Here is a 21,316-nt window from a genome sequence, read left to right as displayed (position 1 = left end):
TGACGACGGTCACCAGCCCCTCATGCTGTTGCCGGCACTGCCACGGCAATCGCTCTACAGATACAGCCCCGTGGTGTCCTCGGACCCCTCGAACCGGTCGGCGGCCACGGCGTGCAGATCGCGCTCGCGCATCAGCACGTAGGCCACACCCCGGACCTCGACCTCGGCCCGGTCCTCCGGGTCGAACAACACCCGGTCGCCCGGCTCCACCGTCCGTACGTTCTGCCCCACGGCCACGACCTCGGCCCAGGCCAGCCGCCGGCCGACCGCCGCGGTGGCGGGAATCAGGATGCCCCCACCGGACCGGCGCTCGCCCTCACCCGCGTCCTGCCGCACGAGAACCCGGTCGTGCAGCATCCGGATGGGCAGCTTGTCGTGGTGACTCGGCTCGTTTCTGTTGGCGCTCACGCCCTGAACCTACAACTCTCGCTCAGCTCTTGCGCCGCCGGGTACCGAGGGCGAGCAGACCCACGAGACCCACGGCGACGACCGCGACCGGCACGATCCGCTCCAGCCGGGGAGAGCCGTCCTCGTCGACGAACTTCCCCTTGACGTCGCTGACGACCTTGTTGACCCCGACGTAGGCCCGGCCGAGGGTGTGATCGACATTGGACGCGATTTTGGCCCTGGCATCACCGACGATCGTCTTCGGGTGCACCCGCACCCCGATCTCGTCGAGGGTCTCGGCCAGCACTGCGCGGCGGCTCTTGATGTCCGCCTCGATCTGCGCCGGGGTTCTGGTGTCCGGCGTGTCCGACGTGTGCGCCACCGTGGGGCCTCCGAAGTCAGCTGGTACCTGATGCTGCCTGTTCCGAACAGTCTGTCAGCTCCGCCCGCGCCTGCACTGTCAGGACCCCCGGTTACGCTGGCCCGATGAGTGAGCGACTGCAGCCCGGGGACGTGGCCCCCGACTTCACCCTCCCGGACGCCGACGGCACCGAGGTCTCCCTGTCGGCCCACAAGGGCCGCAAGGTCATCGTCTACTTCTACCCCGCGGCCCTCACGCCGGGCTGCACCAAGCAGGCCTGCGACTTCACGGACAACCTCGACGTCCTGGCCGGCGCGGGCTACGACGTCATCGGCATCTCCCCGGACAAGCCCGAGAAGCTGGCGAAGTTCCGCGAGAAGGAGTCCCTGAAGGTCACACTCCTGGCCGACCCCGAAAAAACCGTCACCGAGGCGTACGGCGCCTACGGCGAGAAGAAGAACTACGGCAAGACCTACCTGGGCGTCATCCGCTCCACGATCATCGTGGACGAGGAGGGCAAGGTCGAACGGGCGCTTTACAACGTCCGGGCGACCGGGCATGTGGCGAAGATCATCAAGGACCTGGGGATCTGACCGCCCTTCACCGGCTGAGCGAACGGCCCGCACCGGGGTGCCCCGGGTGCGGGCCGTTTTACGTTCCGGGCGTGACTGTCCGACAAACGGTTCGTTACTCCGTACGGGCTGCGAACACGCGGCCGGGACGGAGGGGACTTTCATGGGGGCCAGCGCCTACACCAAGGAGCGGCTGGAGGCGGCGGTTCGCGGGGCGCGGACGTTGTCGGAGGCGCTGGGAAGGCTGGGGGTCGATCCGCGGAGCTCCACCCGGCAATACGTGTCGCGGCGGATGAAGAAGCTCGGGGTGGATGTTTCGCACTTCGAGCGGGAGGGGGTGAAGTGGACGCGGGAGATCCTCCAGGCGGCGGTCTCGTCGTCGACCAACATGTGCGAGGTGCTACGTCGCCTCGGGCTCGAGGTGGTCGGCGGACATCACACGCACATCAGCCGCCGCATCAAGGCGTACGGGATCGACACGTCACACTTCCAGCAGCCCGACCGGCGGGGCAACGCATGGCGTCCTCGGACACCGGAGGGCCTACTGATCGAACAGCGGCCCGACCGGGTCCGGCGTATCCCCAGTGATCGGCTCAGATGGGCCATGGCATCGACGGGCTTGCCCGAGCGATGCGCGATGTGCGGCGTGGAGCCGGTGTGGCGGGGGCGGCCGCTCCCACTGGAGGTCGACCACATCGACGGCAACTGGCGCGACAACCGAATCGAGAACCTGCGCTTCCTGTGCCCCAACTGCCATTCGGTGACGGACAGTTATCGCGGGCGCGGCAAGAGGAAGGCCCGAGGTGGCGCCGTATGAGCAGCGTTGACGTCTCGCACACGCCCCGCCGCAGAAGGGCAACGTCCGACAGACCGACCTCAGACGCTTTGCGCCATGCGGTCGAGGGGGCGACTTCGGTCGCAGACACGCTCCGCGCCCTGGGCATGGAGCCGTACAACAGCACACTGCGCAGTCAGCTCCGCACTTGGATCGCCCACGATGGGCTCGACACCTCCCACTTTCTGGGGCAAGCGCACCGACGAGGCAAGCAAGGAACCGTTCCGCTGAAGCGCGCAGCCGACATCCTCGTCCAGCACGACGGCTCCCGTCGGACGCGAACTCATCTGCTGCGCAGGGCGCTCCTGGAGGTGGGCGAGGCGGAGGTGTGCGCCGAATGCGGTGTCGGCCCCGAGTGGCTCGGCAAGCCCATGACGCTGGAAATCGATCACATCAACGGTGACTGGAGCGACGACCGGCGGGAGAACCTGCGGCTGCTGTGCCCGAACTGTCACGCGATCACGAGCACCTGGTGCAGGGGAGGCGACCAGCGACGACCGCTCACCGGGTGCCAGTAAGCTGTACGCGGGGCCGTAGCCCAATTGGCAGGAGGCATCACTTTTAGGTAGTGAACAGTGCGAGTTCGAGTCTCGTCGGCCCCATCTTCAGGGCGCGGCTCCCTACTGGGCGCCGCGCCCTTCTGTGCGCCTCAGCCCAACAGCTCCCGCACCACCGGCACCAACGCCCGAAACGCCTCCCCCCGGTGGCTGATTGCGTTCTTTTCGGCCGGGGTCAGTTCCGCGCAGGTTCGGGTGTCGCCGTCGGGCTGGAGGATGGGGTCGTAGCCGAAGCCGCCGGTGCCCTTGGGGGTGTGGCGGAGGGTGCCGCGGAGTTGGCCCTCGACCACTCGTTCCGTGCCGTCCGGCAGCGCCAGGGCTGCTGCGCAGGCGAAGTGGGCTCCCCGGTGTTCGTCCGTGATGTCGGAGAGCTGGGCCAGGAGGAGGTCGAGGTTGGCCTGGTCGTCGCCGTGGCGGCCGGCCCAGCGGGCGGAGAAGATGCCGGGGGCGCCGCCCAGGACGTCGACGCAGAGGCCGGAGTCGTCGGCGACGGCGGGCAGGCCGGTGGCCTGGGCCAGGGCGTGCGCCTTGAGCAGGGCGTTCTCCGCGAAGGTGACGCCTGTTTCCTTGACGTCGGGGATGTCCGGGTAGGCCTCCGCGCCCACCAGCTCGTGACTGAGGCCCGCGTCGGCGAGGATGGCCCTCAGTTCGGTGATCTTCCCGGCGTTGCGGGTGGCGAGGATCAAGCGCGTCATGGGGACGAGGGTACGAGGTCCCGAGGTACGACGTTACGAGGTGCAGACCTTGGTCAGTTCGCCTGCCGCGTCCGTGACCGGGCTGATGTCCGGGGTGTTGTCGCCGTTCTTGATGGCCGTACGGACGTTGCCGACGGCCTTGTCCAGGTTGTCGACGGCCTTGTTGACGTCGGCGTTGTCGGTCTTGTCGCCGATCTTGTCGAGGTTCTTGTCGATGGAGGCCAGTGACTGGTCGATCTGGCTGGGGTCGTTCGAGGCGTTCTCGACGGCTTGCTGGAGGTCGGTGACGCTGTCGGCGATGGTGTCGGCGGTCTGGACGCAGTCCAGGGCCTTGTCGACGGCGTCGCAGCCCGTGGTCAGGCCGGCGGTCAGTCCTACGGCGGCGAGTGCTGCGACGGTGATGGTGATGCGGCGGCCTCGGCTCACGGCCATGACTGCGGTCCCTCCTTCGTCCAGGCCCCGGTGAGGCCCCCCGTACTGGTCGGGCGCACGGTGGTGTGCCGTGCGCCCGCATTCGTAGGGACGCGAGGGCGGGCGGGCGGGTTGCCCCGGCCCGCCGTTTCTCTTGGTGCGTCCTTTACTTTTCCAGGACCGTATCAAGAGCCTTGCGCTGGAGGACAGCGAGTTCTGTGCAGCCCGAAACCGCCAGGTCGAGAAGGGAGTTGAGCTCGTCGCGGGCGAACGGCTCGGCCTCGGCGGTGCCCTGTACTTCCACGAAGCGGCCGTCGCCGGTGCAGACGACGTTCATGTCGGTCTCGGCGCGGACGTCTTCCTCGTAGCAGAGATCCAGGAGGGGGACCTGGCCGACGATGCCGACCGAGACGGCGGAGACGGTGCCGGTGAGGGGCTGGCGGCCGGCCTTGATGAGTTTCCTGCCCTGGGCCCAGGCGATGGCGTCGGCGAGGGCGACGTAGGCGCCGGTGATGGCGGCGGTGCGGGTGCCGCCGTCGGCCTGGAGGACGTCGCAGTCGAGGACGATGGTGTTCTCGCCGAGTGCCTTGTAGTCGACGACGGCGCGCAGGGAGCGGCCGATGAGGCGGCTGATCTCGTGGGTGCGGCCGCCGATCCTGCCCTTGACGGACTCGCGGTCGCCGCGGGTGTTGGTGGCGCGGGGGAGCATGGCGTATTCGGCGGTGACCCAGCCCTCGCCGCTGCCTTTGCGCCAGCGGGGGACGCCTTCGGTGACGGAGGCCGTGCAGAGGACCTTGGTGTCGCCGAAGGAGACGAGGACGGAGCCCTCGGCGTGCTTGCTCCAGCCGCGTTCGATGGTGACGGGGCGGAGTTGGTCGGGGGTGCGACCGTCGATTCGAGACATGGTGTCGAGCCTAGTCGCAGATGCGGTGGGGGCTCCGCCCGCAGCAAAAGGCAGGGGCTCCCCCGCGGCAAAAGGCAGGGACTCCCCCCGTGGTGGGAAGGAGCCCCTGCCGGTTCTGCCGGTGGTGCCGGTGGTCCGGTTCGTTCGTGGGAACCGGGCCGGGTGTCACATCATGTCTTCGATCTCCGCTGCGATGGGGTCGGCGTCGGTGCCGATGACGACCTGGATCGCGGTGCCCATTTTGACGACGCCGTGTGCGCCGGCGGCCTTGAGTGCGGCTTCGTCGACCTTGGCGGCGTCGACGACCTCGGTCCGCAGGCGGGTGATGCAGCCTTCGACCTCTTCGATGTTGTCGATGCCGCCGAGCCCGGCAACGATCTTCTCAGCCTTGCTGGCCATGACGTCTCCTCACGCACAGTTGGCCCAACTTCACGAGCGATGGCGCCGCGCGTAGCCAATGATGGCGTCACAGCATCCCAATCGTCGTAACTGGTCTACACCACCTCGCAGGCGGTCGCCAACTCATGAGTGCCGACATGGAGATCTCCCCCGCCCGTCGCCGGTGGCAGTCTGCGTTCCAGGGCCTGCAGAAGATGGGCCGCAGTCTTCAGCTGCCGATCGCGGTGCTGCCCGCGGCGGGCATTCTGAACCGGCTGGGTCAGCCCGATGTGTTTGGTGCGGACGGGCTCGGCTGGGACAACGTCTCGAAGGTGATGGGCGCGGCGGGCGGCGCGCTGCTGGACGGTCAGCTGGGTCTGCCGCTGCTGTTCTGCGTGGGCGTGGCCATCGGCATGGCGAAGAAGGCGGACGGGTCGACGGCGCTGGCGGCGGTGGTGGGTTTTCTCGTCTACTACAGCGTGCTGCGCGCCTTCCCCGAGGACTGTCCGTCGGGCAGTACGGCCGTGAAGGTGGGGTGCCGGCTTGAGGACAACTCGGTCGTCGAGTTCACGTATCAGAACCCCGGGGTGTTCGGGGGCATCGTGATCGGGCTGCTGTCGGCGTACTTCTGGCGGCGTTTTCACCGTACGAAGCTGGTGGACTGGCTGGGTTTCTTCAATGGCCGTCGGCTGGTGCCGATCATCATGGCGTTCGTGGCGATCGTGTTCGCGGCGCTGTGCTTGTGGATCTGGCCGCCGATCGGTGACGGGCTGGAGAGCTTCAGCGACTGGATGACCGGTCTGGGCGCGTGGGGCGCGGGTGTGTTCGGTGTCGCGAACCGGGCGTTGCTGGTGATCGGTCTGCATCAGTTCCTGAACGTGCCCATCTGGTTCCAGTTCGGCAGTTTCACGAAGCCGGACGGGTCGGTGGTGCACGGTGACATCAACATGTTCCTGGCGGGTGATCCGCACGCGGGCCAGTTCACCTCGGGTTTCTTCCCGATCATGATGTTCGCGCTGCCGGCGGCGGCGCTGGCGATCACGCACTGCGCGCGGCCGGAGCGGCGCAAGGAGGTCGGGGGGCTGATGCTGTCGGTGGCGCTGACGTCGTTCGTCACCGGCATCACGGAGCCCATCGAGTACTCGTTCCTGTTCATCGCGCCACTGCTGTACGCGGTGCACGCGGTGCTGACGGGTGTGTCGATGGCGGTGACGTGGGGGCTGGGCGTGCATGACGGATTCAGCTTCTCGGCGGGGCTGATCGACTACGTCATCAACTGGAACCTGGCGACGCGGCCGTGGGCGATCGTCCCGATCGGGCTGTGTTTCGCCGCCGTGTACTACGTCGTCTTCCGGCTGGCGATCACGAGGTTCGATCTGAAGACGCCGGGGCGGGAGCCGGAGGAGGAGCGCGAGGACGTCACGAAGGCCTGACAAGGCCTTACGCAGCAAGGGAGTTGGGCCCTCGGACCAGCAGGTCAGGGGGCCTTTGTCATGCAACGGTGCGTAGCGCTGCGGTAGCAGGAATCGCGGGTTCCTTTATGCCGACTTCATCTGCTACAACAGGTCTACACCACTGAGTGGTGTAGACCACCACCCGATGGAGGAAGTATATGAGCACCGCCACCGCGCCATCGGCGGCCCCCACGAAGAAGTGGAGCTCAGGCCTGTTCCAGGGCTTGCAGAAGGTCGGCCGCAGCCTGCAGCTCCCGATCGCCGTGCTGCCCGCCGCGGGCATCCTGCTGCGTCTGGGACAGCAGGACATCCACGACAAGCTGAACCTGCCCGACAAGGTCACGGCGGTGTTCGCCACGGCCGGTGGCGCGATCTTCGACAATCTGCCGATGCTGTTCTGCATCGGTGTCGCGATCGGCTTCGCCAAGAAGTCGGACGGCTCGACGGCGCTCGCCGCGCTCGTCGGCTTCCTGGTCTACAGCAATGTCCTCAAGGCGTTCCCGGTCACCGAGGCGAAGATCCAGAAGGGCGCGGACATAGCCGCGACCTACAACAACCCCGGTGTGCTCGGCGGCATCCTGATGGGTCTGCTGTCCGCGGTGCTGTGGCAGCGCTTCCACCGCAAGAAGCTGGTGGACTGGCTCGGCTTCTTCAACGGCCGCCGGCTGGTGCCGATCATCATGGCGTTCGTCGGCACCGCCATGGGTGTCTTCTTCGGCCTGATCTGGAAGCCCATCGGTGAGGGCATCTCGAACTTCGGCGAGTGGATCACCGGCCTCGGCGCGTTCGGCGCGGGTCTGTTCGGTCTCATCAACCGCGCGCTGATCCCGGTCGGCATGCACCAGTTCGTGAACTCGGTCTCCTGGTTCCAGATCGGCGACTTCAAGAACTCGGCCGGCGTCGTCGTGCACGGTGACCTCACCCGCTTCTTCGCCGGTGACCCGACCGCCGGACAGTTCATGTCGGGCTTCTTCCCGATCATGATGTTCGGCCTCCCGGCCGCCGCGATCGCCATCGCCCACTCCGCCCGTCCCGAGCGCCGCAAGGCCGTGATGGGCATGATGGTCTCGCTCGCCCTGACCTCCTTCGTGACCGGTGTGACCGAGCCGATCGAGTTCTCCTTCATGTTCATCGCGCCGGTGCTGTACGCGATCCACGCGGTGCTGACCGCCCTGTCCATGGCGATCACCTGGGCCCTGGGCGTCCACGCGGGCTTCACGTTCTCGGCGGGCTTCATCGACTACGCGCTGAACTGGAACCTCGCCACCAAGCCATGGCTGATCATCCCGATCGGTCTGGTCTTCGGCGCGCTCTACTACATCCTCTTCCGCGTCGCGATCACCAAATTCAACCTCCCCACCCCAGGCCGCGAACCCGAGGAAGAAGTCGAGGACCTCACCAAGGCGTGAGCGTCCTCAGGGCATGACGAAGGCCCCGGCACCGAGGTGGTGCCGGGGCCTTCGGGTGCGCGGGGGCGTCAGATCTCGTACGCCAGGCGCGGCGCGGCCAGCTCCACCGGGCCGGTGAAGACCTCGCGCGCGTCACGCAGGTTGACCTGCGGGTCGGTCCACGGCGGGATGTGGGTCAGCACCAGCCGCCCGACCCCCGCCCTGGCGGCGGTCTCGCCCGCCTGGCGGCCGTTGAGGTGCAGGTCCGGGATGTTCTCCTTGCCGTGCGTGAAGGCCGCCTCGCACAGGAACAGGTCGGTGCCGTGGGCGAGTTGGTCCAGCGCGGCGCTGATTCCGGTGTCGCCAGAGTACGTCAGGGACGACCCGCCGTGCTCGACGCGGATGCCGTACGCCTCCACGGGATGGGCCACGCGTTCCGTGTGCACCGTGAACGGGCCGATGTCGAAGGTGGACGGCTTGACCGTGTGGAAGTCGAAGACCTCGCTCATGGAGGAGGCGGTGGGGGTGTCGGCGTACGCCGTGGTCAGGCGGTGTTCGGTGCCTTCGGGGCCGTAGACCGGGATGGGGTCGCAGCGGCCGCCGTCGTGGCGGTAGTAGCGCGCGACGAAGTACGCGCACATGTCGATGCAGTGGTCGGCGTGCAGATGGCTGAGGAAGATCGCGTCGAGGTCGTAGAGACCGCAGTGGCGCTGCAGCTCGCCAAGGGCACCGTTGCCCATGTCGAGAAGCAGCCGGAAGCCGTCGGCCTCTACGAGGTAGCTCGAGCAGGCCGATTCCGCGGACGGGAACGACCCCGAGCAACCGACGACGGTGAGCTTCATGGAGCAGAAACCTCCGCGGGCGGGAACTTTTTCTGGCGGGAGACGGGGGTCGTGCGGTCCGTCGAGCGTAAGGCGCAAAACGCCCGGTCGCTCCTCCGGCAAGGGCTGTTGTGGGCGAACTCACCTGTGGTGTCACCGGTTCGGCTGGAACCGGGATGGGTGGGGCGCGCGGAAGCGAGCACGGGTTCGACTGGAGCCTGTGCGGCGCACATTGCGCGCCGGTACCGTCGTCCGTATGGACACGTCATGGTGGCTCGCGCTCGCCGCGGTGGTGCTGCTCGCGCTGGTCGCCACGCTCGTCGACGGCTGGGGGCGGGGGCGGCGGCCCGCGGGGCGCCGGACTCGTCCGCCGGGGCGGCCGGGTGTGCGGAAGGGGTCGCGGCCCCGGCCGGCGGAGATCTGGTGGGCGAACGTGCCCTACGAGGACGGGCCCGGCGCGAAGGACCGGCCCTGTCTGGTGCTGGTGGTGCACGGGGAGCGGGCGACGGTCGCGAAGATCACCAGCAAGTACCACGACGAGCGGTCCGGGGTGATCCCGCTGCCCCCGGGTGCGGTGGGCGACGCCCACGGGCGCACGAGCTTCCTGGAGACGGACGAGCTGCGCGAGGTGCCGGTGTGGGAGTTCCGGCGCCGGGTGGGTGTGGTGGACCCGGTCCTGTGGGACCAGGTCCGGCACCTGGCTACGTAGCGGGCCTCCACGCCCAGAGCAGAACCCTCACGCCCAGAGCTGGCCCTGGAGGGTCTCGATCGCTTCCTCCGTGGTGGCCGCCGTGTAGACGCCCGTCGAGAGGTACTTCCAGCCGCCGTCGGCGACCACGAACACGATGTCGGCGCTCTCGCCCGCCTTGAGCGCCTTGTTGCCGACGCCGATCGCGGCGTGCAGGGCCGCGCCGGTGGAGACGCCGGCGAAGATGCCTTCCTGCTGCAGCAGTTCACGGGTGCGGGTGACCGCGTCGGCGGAGCCGACCGAGAAGCGGGTGGTGAGGACGGAGGCGTCGTACAGCTCGGGTACGAAGCCCTCGTCGAGGTTCCGCAGGCCGTACACCAGGTCGTCGTAGCGCGGTTCGGCGGCGACGATCTTCACGTCCGGCCGGTGCTCGCGCAGATAGCGGCCGACGCCCATGAGGGTGCCGGTGGTGCCGAGGCCGGCGACGAAGTGGGTGACGGAGGGCAGGTCGGCGAGGATCTCCGGGCCGGTCGTGGCGTAGTGCGCGCCGGCGTTGTCGGGGTTGCCGTACTGGTAGAGCATCACCCAGTCCGGGTGCTCGGCCGACAGCTCCTTGGCGACCCGTACGGCGGTGTTGGAGCCGCCCGCGGCCGGTGAGGAGATGATCTCGGCGCCCCACATGCCGAGCAGGTCCCGGCGCTCCTGCGAGGTGTTCTCGGGCATCACGCACACCATGCGGTAGCCCTTGAGCTTGGCTGCCATGGCCAGGGAGATGCCGGTGTTGCCGGAGGTGGGTTCGAGGATGGTGCAGCCGGGGGTGAGCCGGCCGTCCTTCTCGGCCTGCTCGATCATGTGCAGGGCGGGGCGGTCCTTGATGGAGCCGGTGGGGTTGCGGTCCTCCAGCTTGGCCCAGATGCGGACGTCGGCGGACGGCGAGAGCCGCGGCAGGCGCACCAGAGGGGTGTTGCCCACCGCGGCGAGCGGGGAGTCGTAGCGCATCGAGGATCAGGCCATGCCGCCGGCCACGGCCGGCAGGATCGTCACGTTGTCGCCGTCGGCGACCTTGGTGTTGATGCCGTCGAGGAAGCGGACGTCCTCGTCGTTGAGGTAGACGTTGACGAAGCGGCGCAGCTCGCCCCCGTCCACGATGCGGGCCTGGATGCCCGCGTGCCGGGTCTCGAGGTCGGCGAAGAGCTCGGCGAGGGTGTCCCCGTTGGCCTCCACCGCCTTCTGGCCGTCGGTGTACGTGCGGAGGATGGTCGGGATGCGGACCTCGATGGCCATGGTTGCGGGCTCCTGTCGGGAGGTACGGGAAGGGTCGAAACGGTGGGCGCACGACAGCACGCCGCGGCTCACGGCCGTACGGCGGCAGGGAAGATCAACAGATGGCGCTGTTCAGCCTGCACAGGTCGACGTGCAGCCGCGCCACGAGCAGGGTGCTCGGCGCCTCGATGCTCACGTCGTTCAGAACCATGGGGTCATCGTATCGATTCCCAGTCCACGGGCCGGAGTAGCGTCTCGCATCCTGGATGATTTCTGACCGCAATGCGGGATCAATAGGCTTCTACGATCGTGACCTCCTCCTCCGTGACCTCGCCTTCCACGATGCGGTACGAGCGGAACTGGAAGTCGCCGAGGCCGTCGGTGTCGGCGGTGGACACCAGGACGTAGTGGGCGCCGGGCTCGTTGGCGTAGGAGATGTCGGTGCGCGAGGGGTAGGCCTCGGTCGCGGTGTGGGAGTGGTAGACGATCACCGGCTCCTCGTCGCGGTCGTCCATCTCGCGGTAGAGCTTGAGCAGGTCGCCGGAGTCGAACTCGTAGAACGTGGGCGACATGGCCGCGTTCAGCATCGGGATGAAGCGCTCGGGACGGTCCGAGCCGGCCGGGCCCGCGACGACGCCGCACGCCTCGTCGGGGTGGTCCTTGCGCGCGTGCGCGACGATCCGGTCGACGAGCGCCTGGGTGATGGTCAGCATGTGCGAAAGGATAAGCAGAAGGGCAGACCCGTACCGAGGCGTGGTACGGGCCTGCCCGAATGCCGGACGGAAGGGTCAGCCGATCTTCTCCAGCTGCGGTTCGCGCCGCTGGGTGACCTCCGGGTTGCGGTTCTTGAGGACCGCCCAGCCGATGCCGAGCGCGACCGCCCAGCCGGCCATCACGTACAGGCAGACGCGGGCGTCGGCGTCGTAGGCGATCAGGGCGGTGACGAACAGCAGGAAGGCGATGGCGATGTACGAGCAGACCGCGCCGCCGGGGGCCGGGAAGGACGAGGCGGGCAGCCGGCCCGCGTCGACCGCGCGGCGGTAGAGGACGTGGCTGATCAGGATCATCAGCCAGGTCCAGATGCCGGCCGCGGTGGCCACCGAGGTGACGTAGCCGAAGGCCTTCTCCGGGACGACGTAGTTCAGGACCACGCCGATGCCCATGAAGAGCACCGAGACCGTGATGCCGAAGGCCGGGGTGCGGGAGGCGGACAGCTTGCTGAAGACCTTCGGGGCCTCGCCGTTGTCGGCGAGGTTGCGCAGCATGCGGCCCGTGGAGTACATGCCCGAGTTGCAGGAGGACAGGGCCGCGGTCAGGACGACGAAGTTGACGATGCCGGCGCCCGCCGGGATGCCGATCTTCGCGAAGGCCGCGACGAAGGGGCTGACGCCCGGCGCGAACTCGGTCCACTTCACCACGCACAGGATGACGGTGAGGGCGCCGACGTAGAACAGCGCGATGCGCCAGGGCAGGGTGTTGATCGCCTTGGGGAGGGTCTTCTCGGGGTTCTCGGACTCGCCGGCGGTGACGCCGACCAGCTCGACGGCGAGGTAGGCGAACATGACGCCCTGCAGCGTCATCAGGGACGAGCCGATGCCCTTGGGGAAGAAGCCGTCGAACTGCCAGAGGTTGGAGACGGCCGCGGTGTCGCCGGCGGAGCTGAAGCCGAAGGTGAGCACGCCCAGGCCGATCACGATCATGCCGATCAGCGCGGTGACCTTGACCATCGAGAACCAGAACTCCAGCTCACCGAAGACCTTGACGGAGATCAGGTTGACCCCGAAGAGGACCACCAGGAAGACCAGGGCCGTGACCCATTGCGGGATCGACGGGAACCAGTAGTTGACGTAGATCGCGGCGGCCGTCAGTTCGGCCATCCCAGTGACGACCCACATCAGCCAGTACGTCCAGGCGGTGAAGTAGCCGAAGAACGGGCCGAGGAACTCGCGGGAGTACTCCGCGAAGGAGCCCGAGACCGGGCGGTACAGGAGCAGCTCGCCGAGCGCCCGCATGATGAAGAAGATGATCACGCCCGCGAGGGCGTACATGAAGATGAGGCTGGGGCCCGCCTTGGCGATGTTCGCCCCGGCTCCCAGGAAGAGGCCGACGCCGATGGCGCCGCCGATGGCGATCATCTGGACCTGGCGGCTGCCGAGTCCGCGCTCGTAGCCCTCTTCGGCCCGCTGCGGGGCCTCCTCGTTCTCGACCTGAGCGGAGGTCATCTGTGGTGCGCCTTTCTCCATGCCGACCCGGGCCTCTCGTCGGCCTCGGATCGGGTCTCGATCCCCCCGGATTGATGGAGCTGGGCGGGCCGGGCGGGCCCGTCCGTGCCTGGCCGGCGATCCGCCGGCTCGGTGGCGCACCCGGACGAACATGGGTGGTGTTCGCCGGGCGGTCGTGAAGATTTATCACGGCCGCAATGTTGATCACCGCAGCGACATGTGGCGCACCCCACAGGAAGAAGGGGACAAAGGGGTTCGCGCAGCCGCATTCACGGCCGCGGCGGTGACGTGATCGTTATCCGGATTTGAGCGTCCTCTGAGCGAACGCACCACCGTCCCGGATCACGGCATCAGGGTGCTCACCAGCGTCTCCTGGAGCCCGCCGAGCCACAGGTACGCCATCACCATGGGCTTGCGCGGGTCCTCGTCGGGGAGCCGGTAGAGGACCTCGGTGTCGTCCTCGTCGGTGATCTCCAGCCGGGAGCCGATCGCGAGGCGCAGGTCGTTGAGCGCCTTCAGCCACTGCTGGGACTCCTCGACCGACAGCTTGAGGACGGCGCCGCCGTCGGCGGCAGGTGTCAGCGCGTCCAGGCAGCGCACGACCGCGAGCGCGTTCTCGCGCTTGCCGGCGCGCAGGTCGTTCTCGGTGTAGCGGCGGAACTCCGAGGAGTACGCCCGCTGTTCGTCGGCCGCCGCGGGGTCGGCGGGCTCGCCCTCGGGGTCGCTGTAGGCGTCCGGGAAGAGCCGTTTGAGCACCGGGTCCCTGGGGGGCTCGCTGGGCCCGTCCGCGAAGAGTTCGGCCAGCGGGTCGTCGGAGGCGTCCTCCCCCGGGCCGGGTCCGACGAGCTCCAGCAGCTGGACGGCCAGCGACCGGATGATGGAGATCTCGACGTCGTCGAGCGCGACGGCCGCGCCGCCGTCGGGGAGCGGTTCGAAGTGTCCTGGCATCAGAAGATGTCGCTACTTCCGGTCCTGTTGGAGGGTGGCCCACAGGCCGTAGCCGTGCATGGCCTGCACGTCGCGTTCCATCTCCTCGCGAGTGCCGCTGGAGACGACCGCACGGCCCTTGTGGTGGACGTCGAGCATGAGCTTGGTGGCCTTGTCCTTGCTGTAGCCGAAGTACGTCTGGAAGACGTACGTCACATAGCTCATGAGGTTGACCGGGTCGTTGTGCACGATCGTGACCCACGGGACGTCCGGCTCGGGTACGGCGAAGACCTCCTCCGCCGATTCGGTCTTCTCGATCTCAAGGGGAGCGGGTGACGTCACAAGGCCCATGCTGCCACGGCTCCCACAAATCGTCACACTGACGCGAAGTACGGTAGCATCTGTTGCCATGAACACAGCGGACCTAGGGCTGCCGGTGGACGTTCCCTCGACGGCGCTCTTCACGGACCAGTACGAGCTCACGATGCTGCAGGCCGCCCTCAGGGCCGGTACCGCGGCGCGGCGCAGCGTCTTCGAGGTCTTCACCCGGCGACTGCCCGACGGACGGCGCTACGGCGTCGTGGCGGGCACCGGGCGTGTCCTGGACGCCGTGGAGAACTTCCGGTTCGACGCGGACGTCCTGCGGTATCTGCGCGAGCGCTCCATCGTCGACGACGTGACGCTGGACTGGCTCGCCGGCTACCGGTTCAGCGGCGACGTGTGGGGCTATCCCGAGGGCGAGGTGTACTTCCCGGGCTCGCCGATCATGCGGGTCGAGGGCTCCTTCGCCGAGTGCGTGCTGCTGGAGACGGTGATCCTGTCGATCCTCAACCACGACTCCGCGATCGCCGCGGCCGCCTCCCGCATGTCCTCGGCCGCGGGCTCGCGCCCGCTGATCGAGATGGGCGCCCGCCGCACGCACGAGCTGGCCGCCGTCGCCGCCGCGCGCGCCGCCTACGTCGGCGGCTTCGCCTCCACCTCCGACCTGGCGGCCGGCTTCCGCTACAACATCCCGACCGTGGGCACCTCCGCGCACGCCTTCACCCTCCTGCACGACCACGAGCGGGACGCCTTCAAGGCGCAGGTCGACTCCCTCGGCCGCGGCACGACCCTGCTGGTGGACACCTACGACGTCGCCGAGGCGGTACGGCTGGCGGTCGAGATCGCCGGACCCGAGCTGGGCGCCGTGCGCATCGACTCCGGCGACCTGCTGCTGGTCGCGCACCGGGTGCGCCAGCAGCTGGACGAGCTGGGCGCCCACGACACGAAGATCATCGTGACCTCGGACCTGGACGAGTACGCCATCGCCTCGCTCGCGGCGGCGCCCGTGGACGCGTACGGCGTCGGTACGCAGCTGGTGACCGGGTCCGGGCACCCCACGGCCTCCATGGTCTACAAGCTGGTGGCCCGCGCGGAGTCCGACGACCCGCGGGCGCCGCTGGTGCCGGTGGCGAAGAAGTCCAGCGGCGGCAAGACCTCCATCGGCGGCCGCAAGTGGGCCGCGCGGCGGGCGGACGCCGACGGGGTCGCGGAGGCCGAGGTCGTGGGCACCGGACCGGTCCCGCCCGAGCTCGCCGACCGGCAGCTGCTGGTCGAGCTGATCAAGGGCGGCGACGTGATCGCCCGCGAGCCGCTGGACGCCGTACGGGACCGTCATGTCGCCGCGCGGGCCGGTCTGCCGCTGTCGGCGACCCAGCTCTCGCGCGGGGAACCGGTGCTCCCCACGGAGTACCTGCACACGCCGACGGGTAGCTGACAGCCCAGGGGGGTGGCCGAAGGGGGATGGCCGGTCGTGCACCCCCGCGCCCTCTCCCGGAGCGACCGCGAAATCTTCAGTCCCGTAAGCCACTCATAGTCGAAGGACACCGCCATGCGCCGCGCCTTGATCGTCGTCGATGTGCAGAACGACTTCTGCGAGGGGGGCAGCCTCGCCGTGGCCGGAGGTGCCGACGTGGCCGCCGCCGTGACCGAGCTGATCGGACAGGCGGCCGGTTCGGGCTACCAGCATGTGGTGGCCACCCGCGACCACCACATCGCACCCGGCGGCCACTTCGCCGACAACCCGGACTTCGTGCACTCCTGGCCCGCGCACTGCGTCGCGGGCACGGAGGGCGTGGGCTTTCATCCGAACTTCTCCCCCGCCGTCGCCTCCGGCGCGATCGACGCCGTCTTCGACAAGGGGGCGTACGCCGCGGCGTACAGCGGCTTCGAGGGCGCCGACGAGAACGGCGTCAAGCTGGCCGACTGGCTGCGGGCCAGGGATGTCAGCGAGGTGGACGTGGTCGGGATCGCCACGGACCACTGCGTACGCGCCACCGCCCTGGACGGCGTACGGGAGGGCTTTCGCACGCAGGTGCTGCTCGACCTGACCGCCGGGGTGGCCGCTGAGACCACCGAGCGGGCACTGGAGGAGATGCGGGAGGCGGGCGTGGAGTTGTCCGGGAAGCCCGTCGTGGCTTAGCGGGAGGCCGGGCCTAGGCCGGTGCCGTGGGGCGGCGCAGCAGGGCCCTCATCGGGTGCCACAGCTCCTGCGGCAGGTCGGTGCTGACACCGTTGTCGGGGGCCGTGCGCCATATGACGCCGTCGGGGTGGTGCAGGACCGCGGTGATCTCGTCCGGGGTCGGCGGGGCCCCGTTGCCGCGCAGGTAGACGGCCCGCATGCCCAGGTTGCGCAGCCTGGTCAGGGCGCGCGCCCGGTTGTGGGCGTGGACGAGGACACGGACGCAGCCCGTGCCGTCGGCGGTGGGTCTGGGCAGGTTCAGAGCCACCACCACGCTGCCGGTCGGCAGCTTGCAGAAACCTCCTGCGGCCATGCAGGTCACACCCCCGTGCGAGTCGGTGTCGATGGGACAGTCGGCGGGACTGTCAATAAGAGAAGCACAGGACGCACCTAAACACGATCGGCGGCGACCCGCCAGGGGGTCACCGCCGATACGCTTCTGACCTGCAGAAATGCCGACTACTTCACCGCAGGGCCGACCTCGAGCCGCATCGTGGAGCCGTTCCAGGCCTCCTGAACGATCTTGATCTTGGTGTTGGTGTCAGTGATCTTGACACCGCCGGCCGGGTTCGACGGGTCGTAGTAGGTGTTCGTCCGGTCGTTGAAGACCGGCACCCCGTACGAGCCCTTGATCCTGGTCGCCACGTCCGCGTTGTGCAGCGTCATGCCGTCCGTGCGGTAGCGGCTGAACGGCGAGTCGTAGGCCTGGACGCGGTTGCGCATCAGCGTGCCGTCGGACCACTTCAGCGCCTTCGGGTGCGAGTCGACCGGAAGGATCAGACCGGTGCCCGGGTGGTCGCCGGTGTTGTTGTCCTGCTGCGAGGTGTCCCACTTCCAGATCAACAGGCCGTTCTGGTACGGGTAGTGCTCCACCCAGTCCGGACGGGTCGTCGAGAAGCCGAAGTTGTACGGGCCCGTCTTCAGCGTCTTGTCGTACGACACGTACTGGCGGTTCTCCGCGACGTAGTACTGCTTGTAGTCCTTGGTGAAGGACGCGCCGATGCGGGAGAAGCCGTTCGCGGTCCAAGCGGTGTCCGCGGACTCGGCGTTGTCGGAGAAGACCGGGGCGCCGTCGGCGGTCACGGTGATCTCGTCGGCCGCGAAGCCCTTCTGGGCCACACCGCCGTCGGTCTGGTAGCGGAAGCGCAGCTGGACCTTCTGGCCCGCGTAGGCGTCCAGCGGGTACGACAGCTTCTTGTACGCGTCGATCGTGCCGGTGAGGGCGGGCTTGTCGCTGCCGTCGCGCGGGATGGCCTGGCCGTCCACCGTGCCGTCCAGGGCGGTCCAGTTGGCGCCGCCGTCGGTCGACACCTCGGCGTAGAGGTAGTCGTAGCCCGCCTCGATGTCGTACCAGCCGTCGAGCGTGAGGGCGGCCGACTTCTTGCCGGTCAGGTCGACTTCACGGGTCAGCGTGTTCTTCAGGTCGTCGCCGCTGCCGCTCCACCACTGGGTCGAGCCCTCGGCGGGAGTGACCACCTCGGTGGTGACCGCCTTGTCGGGCAGCGAAACCACCAGCGCCTGCTTGTCCTTGGTGTTGTACTCGGCGACGCCCAGCTTGTGCTTCGACTTCCTTCCGGCCTGCGCCGTGTCGTAGTTGAGCCAGCCCAGCTGCAGCTTGTCCCAGGCGTTCATGTCGCCCGGCAGGTTGCCGATCGCGTTCTCGCCGGTGCCGAGCCAGGAGCCGGAGGACATCAGGGTCCAGAAACCGGTCGAGTTCTCGCCGCCGTTGGTGTCGTACTCGTCCGGCAGGCCGAGGTCGTGGCCGTACTCGTGGGCGTAGACGCCGAGTCCGCCGTTCTCCGGCTGCATGGTGTAGTCGCCGACCCAGATGCCGGTGTCGCCGACCTGGGTGCCGCCGAGCTTGTTGTTCTCGGGGCCGGTGGCGCCGGCGTCGGTGCCGAAGGCGTACCAGCGGTGGGCCCAGATCGCGTCGGTGCCCTGAGCGCCGCCGCCCGCGGACTCGTCCTCGCCGGCGTGCACGATCTGGAAGTGGTCGATGTAGCCGTCGGGCTCGTTGAAGTTGCCGTCGCCGTCGTAGTCGTAGCGGTCCCACTGGTCGTACTGGGCGAGGTCCGCCTTGATGTCGGCGTCGGACTTGCCGGCCGCCTTCTGGTCGGCGACCCAGGCGTTGATGCCGTCGCGCACCAGGTTCCAGGCGGTGGAGCAGGTGGTCGAGCCGCAGGCGTTGTTGCCGTAACGGGCCTCGTTGTAGGGGACCTTGACCCAGTCGCTGACCTCGCCGTTGACGGAGTAGCGGCCCGAGGACTGCTTCTCGTAGTACTTCTTCAGCGACTCGGTGTTCTTGCCGGTGCCGAAGTACATGTCCTGGAAGTGCTTCTGGTTGTAGTCCGCCCGCCAGTCCGTGGAGTTGTCCTTGGAGCGGTCGGGCGCGGCTATCTGGTTGTGCAGGGGGCCGGGGGTGCCGCCGTACTTCGGGTCCGTCTGGTCGCCGAACTCGGCCAGGATGGTGAAGATCTTGTCGGTCTTCTCCCGGCCAAGTTCCACGTACTTGCTGTCGCCCTTGCGGCTCTTGAGCTGGACGACCTGCGAACCGTGCCGGTCCTTGGCCTGCGCCCGGCCGGATATGACCTCGTTCAAGGCCTCCTGGCGCTGGGCCTCCTGGGTCTTCGAGAGCGGTCCGTCGAGGTTGTGCTCCGCCATGTTCTTGACCGCCGCCGGGTCGTGGCGCTCGACGGTGGCGGATTTCGCCGGGTCGGCGGCCTGGGCCACGGCGAACGTCGAGAACGTGGCGGTGGCCGCCGCGAGGGCGACACCGATCGCGGTTGCTCTGAACGTCCAAGGTCTATGGGTCACTTGAGATCCTCTGAGTCAAGGTGCATGTCAAGTGACGCAATTTGACTAGAGGCTGGTAAGAAAAGACAGACCTTGACTTGAACAGAACAAGTGCACTATGCGGATGTGAAGTCCGCTTTACGAACACCACGACCGGCGCGTTCTGCTGTCCGCGTGCTGGACGCCATGACTCCGTGCGCCCCCTGTGCACCGGCACTGTTGGTTAGGTCACGCTTACTGTTCGTTCCGCTCGGGCACACACGCGATTAGAGTCGGTTGGCGGACAGCCCTGATACGGCGGAAAGCCAGGCCGACACCCCCGTGGACCCCCACTTCCGAGGACACGATTGCTATGCCTCGTCCGACGCCCGCCCAGCTCGTCTACGGTTCGTGCACCGTGATCTTCTCGACGCTCGCCATGCTGCTGCTGTCACAGACGAGTTCGGGCGTGGGGATCGCCGTCATCGCCGCCTCGGCACTCGTCCTCGGACTCCTGGTCGCCATGACGGTCCCGCTGCCCAGGCCCAGGGTCGTCGCGGTCGAGCAGCCGGCCCAGCACAAGGAGCCGGTGCCGGCCACGGTCGCGTCCGGCGCGTCCGAGCCGGTGCGTGAGCGCGCCGCTTCCTGAGCCACGGCGACCGCGGTTGCCGCGCACGGGCGTCAACGAGTGCTGCGTCAACGGGTGCTGACCACCACCGTCTTGGCGGCCTTGTCGTGCAGGCCCTGCTTGTAGGGCCGGTCGAAGTAGCTCCAGCCGCCGCAGATCGCGGTCCAGATGCAGGCGCAGCAGAACGCGAACGGGATCCACAGCACCGCCGCGCGGGCCAACGAGGTCTGCACGGAGGGCGTGGAGCCGTCGTTGAGGTTGGCCACGCGCATGTTCAGCCACTTCTTGCCGAGCGTCTGCCCCGAGCTGCTGATCATGAAGGTGTCGTAGGCGATGTAGAGCACGGCCCCGACGACGGACTGCGCAAAGGACTTGCCGTACTCGATATTGCCCCCGTCCACGCTGTACTCGTGCACCCCCATCGGCCAGGTCAGCAGCCACACGACGATGCCGACAAGAATCAGGTCGATGATCCGCGCCAACGTACGCTTCCCGCTCTGGGCAAGCGGGGGCATACCGGCGAGGGGGTCGGCGGGGTACGGGGGACCACCGTAGGGGTTACTGGCACCGTGCGGGCCGGCGCCGCCGGGGGGCGGTTGGCTGTAGGGAGGGGGCTCCTGACCTGGCGGCGGCTGCTGCCCGCCGTCGGGGACGTCGTGCGGTGAGCCCGAACTCTGGCCGGGCGGGGGGTGCTTTCGGAGGGGGTCGTTCTCCGGCGGGGGGCCGGAGTCCGGGGGCGGTTCGGTGCTCATGGCCCGAGTGGACCGCGAACCTCACCGCCCCGCATCCGGCGGACGGCCGTACGGATGACCGAATCAGTTGCTGCGTACGCCGGATGCGGTCATCCCGCGACGAACGTACCCGCCGCCTTGTCGTGCCAGCACTGATGCCAGGGGCGGTCGAACAGGCACCACGCGATGCCCACGATCCCCACGACGAGCAGACCCGGCACGCTGTAGACGAGCCAGCGGCGCAGCGCGCCGCCGAAGGACGGCGGCTCGTGCGCCTCGATGTCCCGCACCTCGATCCCCAGCAGCTTCTTGCCCAGGGTGCGGCCCCACTTGGCGGTGGGCAGCGCCTCGTAGAGGACGCCGAAGACGAGCAGCACGGCCAGGACGATGCCCAGATACACCGAGGTCGTGCCGTCCAGCAGCCATACGGTCACGGTCTCGCCGGAGAGCTTGGCCGCGTCGATCTTCTCGTCGACGTGGTCGAGCGCCTTGGTGCCCAGCGGAACGGCGGCCACGGCGGTGACGCCCGCGAGGACCACGGTGTCCAGCAGCCGGGCGGCCAGCCGCCTGCCCAGGCCCGCGGGGCGCGCGGCGGACTGACGCCGGGCCGCGGCCGTGAAGATGTCCTCGACGGGCGGCTTCCAGGGGGCCACCGGCTGCCCCTCGTCGGCGCCCGCGAGCCGGTGCACCTGCTGCGCCCAGGAGGACTGACCGCCGCCGGGGCCGGTGGTGAGGGGGGCGGGAACGGGTTGGGCGCCGGCCGACTGCGGAGGGACGGTCGGGGCGGCCTGGGGGCCCGAGGGGCCCGGCGCAGCGGCGGCG

At 68.6% G+C, this 21,316-nt stretch carries 27 protein-coding genes and 1 tRNA gene; 10 read left to right on the top strand and 18 right to left on the bottom strand.

All coding sequences use genetic code 11. The annotated features are described in order from the left end of the window. Positions 1-54 precede the first annotated feature (54 nt). Positions 55-357 carry a GroES family chaperonin gene (locus JYK17_RS35285; protein WP_261996493.1) on the bottom strand — a complete coding sequence of 101 codons (303 nt, stop codon included), beginning with the start codon at positions 355-357 and terminating at the stop codon, positions 55-57. A 73-nt stretch (positions 358-430) separates the two neighbouring features. Then, the gene (locus JYK17_RS35280) at positions 431-769 is read right to left on the bottom strand and encodes a DUF3618 domain-containing protein (protein WP_108013832.1); all 339 of its coding nucleotides are present in this window, start codon (positions 767-769) and stop codon (positions 431-433) included. A 104-nt stretch (positions 770-873) separates the two neighbouring features. On the opposite strand from JYK17_RS35280, the gene bcp reads away from it, so the two are divergent. From bcp to JYK17_RS35260, 4 genes are all read left to right on the top strand, one after another. After that, positions 874-1,341, top strand: coding sequence for a thioredoxin-dependent thiol peroxidase (gene bcp, locus JYK17_RS35275; RefSeq protein WP_222811996.1), 468 nt, complete (start codon positions 874-876; stop codon positions 1,339-1,341). A 142-nt stretch (positions 1,342-1,483) separates the two neighbouring features. Beyond that, positions 1,484-2,137, top strand: a complete 654-nt coding sequence (locus JYK17_RS35270) for an HNH endonuclease signature motif containing protein (RefSeq protein WP_222811995.1) — start codon at positions 1,484-1,486, stop codon at positions 2,135-2,137. Further along, positions 2,134-2,673, top strand: a complete 540-nt coding sequence (locus tag JYK17_RS35265; protein WP_108013829.1) for an HNH endonuclease signature motif containing protein — start codon at positions 2,134-2,136, stop codon at positions 2,671-2,673. Before JYK17_RS35270 ends, JYK17_RS35265 begins: the two co-directional genes overlap by 4 nt. 9 nt (positions 2,674-2,682) lie before the next feature. Beyond that, positions 2,683-2,757: transfer RNA gene (locus tag JYK17_RS35260), tRNA-Leu, on the top strand. Positions 2,758-2,804: 47 nt separating this feature from the next. On the opposite strand, the gene rdgB is transcribed toward JYK17_RS35260, so the two are convergent. The 4 genes from rdgB to JYK17_RS35240 form a co-directional block, all read right to left on the bottom strand. Then, positions 2,805-3,407: an RdgB/HAM1 family non-canonical purine NTP pyrophosphatase gene (gene rdgB / locus JYK17_RS35255; RefSeq protein WP_128802069.1), complete on the bottom strand. Its 603-nt coding sequence runs from the start codon at positions 3,405-3,407 to the stop codon at positions 2,805-2,807. 33 nt (positions 3,408-3,440) lie between these two features. Beyond that, entirely contained in the window at positions 3,441-3,839 is a 399-nt protein-coding gene (locus JYK17_RS35250) for a hypothetical protein (protein ID WP_108013827.1), read from the bottom strand. A 145-nt stretch (positions 3,840-3,984) separates the two neighbouring features. Beyond that, on the bottom strand, positions 3,985-4,722 hold the full coding sequence (gene rph / locus JYK17_RS35245; protein ID WP_108013826.1) for a ribonuclease PH: 738 nt from the start codon (positions 4,720-4,722) through the stop codon (positions 3,985-3,987). Positions 4,723-4,887: 165 nt separating this feature from the next. Next, positions 4,888-5,121, bottom strand: a complete 234-nt coding sequence (locus JYK17_RS35240; protein ID WP_067026087.1) for a PTS sugar transporter subunit IIB — start codon at positions 5,119-5,121, stop codon at positions 4,888-4,890. 125 nt (positions 5,122-5,246) lie between these two features. Here JYK17_RS35240 and JYK17_RS35235 point away from each other — a divergent pair, with 125 nt between their 5' ends. Further along, entirely contained in the window at positions 5,247-6,533 is a 1,287-nt protein-coding gene (locus tag JYK17_RS35235) for a PTS transporter subunit EIIC (protein WP_108013825.1), read from the top strand. 179 nt (positions 6,534-6,712) lie between these two features. Next, positions 6,713-7,963, top strand: coding sequence for a PTS transporter subunit EIIC (locus JYK17_RS35230; RefSeq protein WP_222811994.1), 1,251 nt, complete (start codon positions 6,713-6,715; stop codon positions 7,961-7,963). Positions 7,964-8,031: 68 nt separating this feature from the next. On the opposite strand, the gene JYK17_RS35225 is transcribed toward JYK17_RS35230, so the two are convergent. After that, positions 8,032-8,784, bottom strand: coding sequence for an MBL fold metallo-hydrolase (locus JYK17_RS35225; RefSeq protein WP_108013823.1), 753 nt, complete (start codon positions 8,782-8,784; stop codon positions 8,032-8,034). 235 nt (positions 8,785-9,019) lie between these two features. Here JYK17_RS35225 and JYK17_RS35220 point away from each other — a divergent pair, with 235 nt between their 5' ends. Continuing rightward, complete coding sequence (locus JYK17_RS35220) at positions 9,020-9,472, top strand: type II toxin-antitoxin system PemK/MazF family toxin (protein WP_128802070.1); 453 nt, start codon at positions 9,020-9,022, stop codon at positions 9,470-9,472. 27 nt (positions 9,473-9,499) lie between these two features. Here the strand turns inward: JYK17_RS35220 and JYK17_RS35215 are convergent, their stop codons facing one another. The 7 genes from JYK17_RS35215 to clpS all read right to left on the bottom strand — a co-directional run bounded on the left by JYK17_RS35215 (position 9,500) and on the right by clpS (position 14,214). Further along, positions 9,500-10,450 carry a PLP-dependent cysteine synthase family protein gene (locus JYK17_RS35215; RefSeq protein ID WP_108013822.1) on the bottom strand — a complete coding sequence of 317 codons (951 nt, stop codon included), beginning with the start codon at positions 10,448-10,450 and terminating at the stop codon, positions 9,500-9,502. A gap of 6 nt (positions 10,451-10,456) precedes the next feature. Beyond that, positions 10,457-10,735: a MoaD/ThiS family protein gene (locus tag JYK17_RS35210; protein WP_108013821.1), complete on the bottom strand. Its 279-nt coding sequence runs from the start codon at positions 10,733-10,735 to the stop codon at positions 10,457-10,459. 94 nt (positions 10,736-10,829) lie between these two features. After that, positions 10,830-10,925, bottom strand: coding sequence for a putative leader peptide (locus tag JYK17_RS41335; protein WP_324604419.1), 96 nt, complete (start codon positions 10,923-10,925; stop codon positions 10,830-10,832). Between the two features lie 79 nt (positions 10,926-11,004). Then, positions 11,005-11,427 (bottom strand): M67 family metallopeptidase, encoded by a 423-nt coding sequence (locus JYK17_RS35205; RefSeq protein ID WP_108013820.1) that lies wholly within the window; start codon positions 11,425-11,427, stop codon positions 11,005-11,007. A 75-nt stretch (positions 11,428-11,502) separates the two neighbouring features. Continuing rightward, positions 11,503-12,936 (bottom strand): amino acid permease, encoded by a 1,434-nt coding sequence (locus JYK17_RS35200; RefSeq protein ID WP_128802071.1) that lies wholly within the window; start codon positions 12,934-12,936, stop codon positions 11,503-11,505. Positions 12,937-13,278: 342 nt separating this feature from the next. Further along, complete coding sequence (locus JYK17_RS35195; RefSeq protein WP_222811993.1) at positions 13,279-13,884, bottom strand: DUF2017 domain-containing protein; 606 nt, start codon at positions 13,882-13,884, stop codon at positions 13,279-13,281. A 12-nt stretch (positions 13,885-13,896) separates the two neighbouring features. Then, positions 13,897-14,214 carry an ATP-dependent Clp protease adapter ClpS gene (clpS, locus tag JYK17_RS35190; RefSeq protein ID WP_016438062.1) on the bottom strand — a complete coding sequence of 106 codons (318 nt, stop codon included), beginning with the start codon at positions 14,212-14,214 and terminating at the stop codon, positions 13,897-13,899. Positions 14,215-14,272: 58 nt separating this feature from the next. Between clpS and JYK17_RS35185 the strand changes: the two genes are divergently transcribed. Both JYK17_RS35185 and JYK17_RS35180 read left to right on the top strand, forming a co-directional pair. Next, positions 14,273-15,619, top strand: coding sequence for a nicotinate phosphoribosyltransferase (locus JYK17_RS35185; RefSeq protein ID WP_108013817.1), 1,347 nt, complete (start codon positions 14,273-14,275; stop codon positions 15,617-15,619). 114 nt (positions 15,620-15,733) lie between these two features. Beyond that, positions 15,734-16,324 (top strand): isochorismatase family protein, encoded by a 591-nt coding sequence (locus JYK17_RS35180; RefSeq protein WP_108013816.1) that lies wholly within the window; start codon positions 15,734-15,736, stop codon positions 16,322-16,324. Positions 16,325-16,337: 13 nt separating this feature from the next. Here JYK17_RS35180 and JYK17_RS35175 read toward each other — a convergent pair whose 3' ends face one another. After that, a complete protein-coding gene (locus tag JYK17_RS35175; protein ID WP_108013815.1) occupies positions 16,338-16,676 on the bottom strand; it encodes a hypothetical protein in 339 nt (112 codons plus the stop codon). 146 nt (positions 16,677-16,822) lie between these two features. After that, the gene (locus JYK17_RS35170) at positions 16,823-19,177 is read right to left on the bottom strand and encodes an immune inhibitor A domain-containing protein (RefSeq protein ID WP_108013814.1); all 2,355 of its coding nucleotides are present in this window, start codon (positions 19,175-19,177) and stop codon (positions 16,823-16,825) included. Positions 19,178-19,508: 331 nt separating this feature from the next. On the opposite strand from JYK17_RS35170, the gene JYK17_RS35165 reads away from it, so the two are divergent. Further along, on the top strand, positions 19,509-19,784 hold the full coding sequence (locus JYK17_RS35165) for a hypothetical protein (protein ID WP_108013813.1): 276 nt from the start codon (positions 19,509-19,511) through the stop codon (positions 19,782-19,784). Between the two features lie 47 nt (positions 19,785-19,831). Here JYK17_RS35165 and JYK17_RS35160 read toward each other — a convergent pair whose 3' ends face one another. Both JYK17_RS35160 and JYK17_RS35155 read right to left on the bottom strand, forming a co-directional pair. Then, the gene (locus JYK17_RS35160; protein WP_222811992.1) at positions 19,832-20,515 is read right to left on the bottom strand and encodes an RDD family protein; all 684 of its coding nucleotides are present in this window, start codon (positions 20,513-20,515) and stop codon (positions 19,832-19,834) included. An 89-nt stretch (positions 20,516-20,604) separates the two neighbouring features. Next, positions 20,605-21,316: RDD family protein (locus JYK17_RS35155; RefSeq protein ID WP_222811991.1), on the bottom strand; the 712-nt coding region annotated here is incomplete at its 5' end.

It is taken from the genome of Streptomyces plumbidurans (genome assembly GCF_019857225.1).
GTDB lineage: Bacteria > Actinomycetota > Actinomycetes > Streptomycetales > Streptomycetaceae > Streptomyces > Streptomyces plumbidurans.
This window is presented reverse-complemented; position numbering and strand designations above follow the sequence as displayed.